The organism is Microcoleus sp. AT3-A2, from assembly GCF_036705685.1.
In the GTDB taxonomy this organism is placed as follows: Bacteria; Cyanobacteriota; Cyanobacteriia; order Cyanobacteriales; family Microcoleaceae; genus Microcoleus.
On sequence record NZ_JAUBVF010000069.1, the window covers coordinates 28,988 to 32,352 of the forward strand.

Here is a 3,365-nt window from a genome sequence, read left to right on the forward strand (position 1 = left end):
ACAGACAATATCAGCTTTGGGCTACTCACAGGCAAAACAGGTCAGAGAGAATTTTCTGCCTGAAGAATTCCATGCTTGGATAAAATTTTCTTTATTTTGCCTGCTACAGACTTTTACGAGCCGAAAAAGTAATTTGAGAACAGCAATCAACAGCCTAATTATCTATTAGACATCTACCGAATTTAAGTTTCGCCTCTGACTCGACAAGAGTTTCAGATACTTTTTCACAGATGTCTACGGTCAAATAGACAAGATTTTCCGTTTGGAGAACTTAAGAGCGTGGTAGATTTCAACAGAATACAGGGGTTGCATATGTCAAAAATTAACTTGCTAAAAAAAACAGGGAACGAAGCAAGTTTATCGGTTGCCGTTTCGGAATACCAGGGCGAGTTCAATCCAGAGTTAGAACCATTTAACCCGCAGAAAGAACCTGTGGCAACGCGAAAGGTAAACCCAAAAAATAGCAAAATAGGTAAACTGATGCCGCTCTTTATTTCTGAACAAGTCGCTTCTATAGAAACCCCACATAATAAAATCCCCAGCCAGGATTTTGTAGGAAGATCATGCTTAAAGCTCCGCAAAATGTTGCCATCTAAAATTGGCGGTTGGTCCATCCATAAAAAAATTGGTGGCGGGTATTTCCTGGCAATAGCAATCGGATTTATTGGCTCCCTAAGCGGGCTGGTGATTGCCGATTACTATCAAGGACAAGGATTAAAACAATTCAATGACGCTCACCTACAAGCGCAATTGCTGGGCAATTTTAAAGATGCAGCACTGGCGGCACAATTGCAGGGAGCGCAGCTAGATTCTTTTGTAGATAATCCTGCCAAGCTGGAACTGAAAGAAGAGCAGTTTGTCAAGAGTATTGTTCAGGCAAAAGAGCTGCGGTTGCGTATAGAGAAGTTTGCCGACAGCCAACCTGCTTGGCTGGCAGCAAAGCCGGAAGTTCTCAAAAGTTTACTGCGAGATTGCATGGAAGATTTAGAATCCTACGCCGATACTCTCAAGTCAACTTTGCAGCAAATCCAGCAATCGCAACTGTCACCTCGGGAGATAGAGTCTGCCCGAAAACTTTTGGCGACAGAAAGCGGAAAAGGTGTAAAACAGCTTAACAGCAGCCTTGAGGAATTGAGCAAAATCCTCGATATTGCCCAGCAGCAAGAGGGGCAAGGTGGTGAAGTGATGGAGGATGCTCAAGGAATGGAAAAAGCCATAATTATTATTAGTATGCTGCTGTCGGTAGTGGTGGCTGGAATGGTGGCTGACCGCACCAGTCGGGCGATCGCCAAACCAGTGGTGAGCGTCACTCAGATTGCCGAACAAGTGGCGGCCGAGTCGAATTTTGATTTGCGAGTCCCCGTCACCGGACAAGACGAGATAGGCTCATTAGCTGTGTCTCTCAATCACCTGATTGAGCGAGTTTCCCAACATACTAAAGAATTAAAACAAGCTAAGGAAGCCGCCGTCACCGCTAACACTGCTAAAAGCCAGTTTTTAGCAAATATGAGCCACGAATTGCGGACGCCTTTAAATGCGATTATCGGCTACAGTCAACTACTTTCAGAAGATGCCCAAGATGCGGGATGCGATGAGTTTGTACCTGACTTGCACAAGATTCAGAAGGCGGGCACGCACCTGCTATCTTTGATTAACGATATCCTCGATTTGTCAAAAATTGAAACGGGGGGTATGAAACTGGAAATCCAGGAGTTTGACATCGCATCCTTGGTGGACAATGTTGCGTGTGCCGCGAAACAGTTGGTAGAGAAAAATGGCAATGTTTTAGAAATAGAGTGCGATCGAACTGCGGGTATCATGCACGCAGATTTCAAGAAAGTGCGGCAGGTTTTGATGCACTTGCTGAATAATGCTGGTAAGTTCACCAAAAACGGCAAGGTTAAACTGAGTGTCAGGCGCATTGAAGGAAGCGGAAAATTGAATACAGCAGATCGATCGGCGATTGACGATTCAATGGCTGCCGATCAAACTCATTCTGCGGCGATCGCTTGTGCCCTGCTGAATGTTGAAGAGTCGGATTGGATTTGCTTATCTGTTAAGGATACCGGAATTGGAATGTCGGAAGAACAACAGCACAAATTGTTTGAAGCTTTTGTGCAAGCTGACTGTTCAACAACGCGACGTTACGACGGCGCCGGATTGGGGCTGACACTTAGCCGCTACTACTGTCAGATGATGGGTGGGGAAATTTTGGTAGAAAGCGAGGAGGGGAAAGGGTCTATTTTCACTGTCCGCATACCGGCGGGAAACGGGTGATGTGATGTTTGGGCGAGAGATGTAGGGGTAGGCAGAGGGGCGAAAATTTATGTTTCAAACCTCTGGCTTTATATCGAAATGTTTTAGTCTTGTCAGTGGGGGCGATCGAACAGAAAGATCAGGTTTCGCGATCGGGGGAAGTTGGGTGCGCTCAATTGTGGGGATTCGCCAGATTTTTGATGCTGTGATGAGTTTTAAGATAGTTGAATCAGGTGAAATAGTATTTGAATTAGACTTATTTCCGACCAAAGTCTGCTGGTATCTCCCCCCAAGAATCAGTATTCCACTTGAGGATGGGATTAGCATAGTCATTAATCTCTAGCCAGGCCACTGCCCGTTCTACCAAATTAAATATTTCCTCACTACTTTCATTTCGTTGTAACTTTGTTCGTACTTTCTTGTTTCTAACCCAAAGAATAGCTGTCTGTGAATCGGAATAGATAGGTAGATCTTTTCCTTCATTTTTAAGGTGTGCTAGTGCATGAACAATAGCTAAGAATTCCCCAAGATTATTAGTGCCGTTAGGTATTGGGCGTTTGTGAAAAATTACTTCGTGTGTTGTTGTGTGAACACCTTTATACTCAACAGGACCCGGGTTGCCCAAGCAAGAAGCGTCAACACAAACACTATCCATTATAATGGCATCGGTACAAATAGCGTTTGCCTTGACAGATTGTTGCTTTCTTTTTTCAGGCTGTTGGGGAAATATTGAAGTTTGTTTTGCAAGCTCTAAGGCTGCTTCTGCTTCACCTTGGGTCTTGAAGGATTTATAAAGCGCACCACTAAAGCCTGTGATTTGCTCCTCACATTCCTGCCAACTTGAAAATATTCCTGTCTTCCTACCCTTGAAAACAGCGTAGTATTTCTTGGATACCATAAGATATAAACTTATAATTCTACTTCATGCTCTTCATAATAAGCAATCAACTCATATAGGTCTTCAACATACTTAACAAACTGTCCCATGTTTGCAAGCAAAACTCCCTTATCTAGATTTGGTGGTAGGTGTGGGCATTACTCACAAGTTAAGCTAAAAGCACTATTGTCAATGAGTAATTTTACTCATCTTTTACCTGTTGACCCAATTA

General features: G+C 43.7%; 2 protein-coding genes. One reads left to right on the forward strand and one right to left on the reverse strand.

The features are described from left to right. Positions 1–312: 312 nt before the first annotated feature. Entirely contained in the window at positions 313–2,277 is a 1,965-nt protein-coding gene (locus QUB37_RS25420; RefSeq protein WP_333167439.1) for a HAMP domain-containing sensor histidine kinase, read from the forward strand. A 235-nt stretch (positions 2,278–2,512) separates the two neighbouring features. Here the strand turns inward: QUB37_RS25420 and QUB37_RS25425 are convergent, their stop codons facing one another. Beyond that, on the reverse strand, positions 2,513–3,154 hold the full coding sequence (locus tag QUB37_RS25425; protein ID WP_333167441.1) for a ribonuclease H1 domain-containing protein: 642 nt from the start codon (positions 3,152–3,154) through the stop codon (positions 2,513–2,515). Between the last annotated feature and the right edge of the window lie 211 nt (positions 3,155–3,365).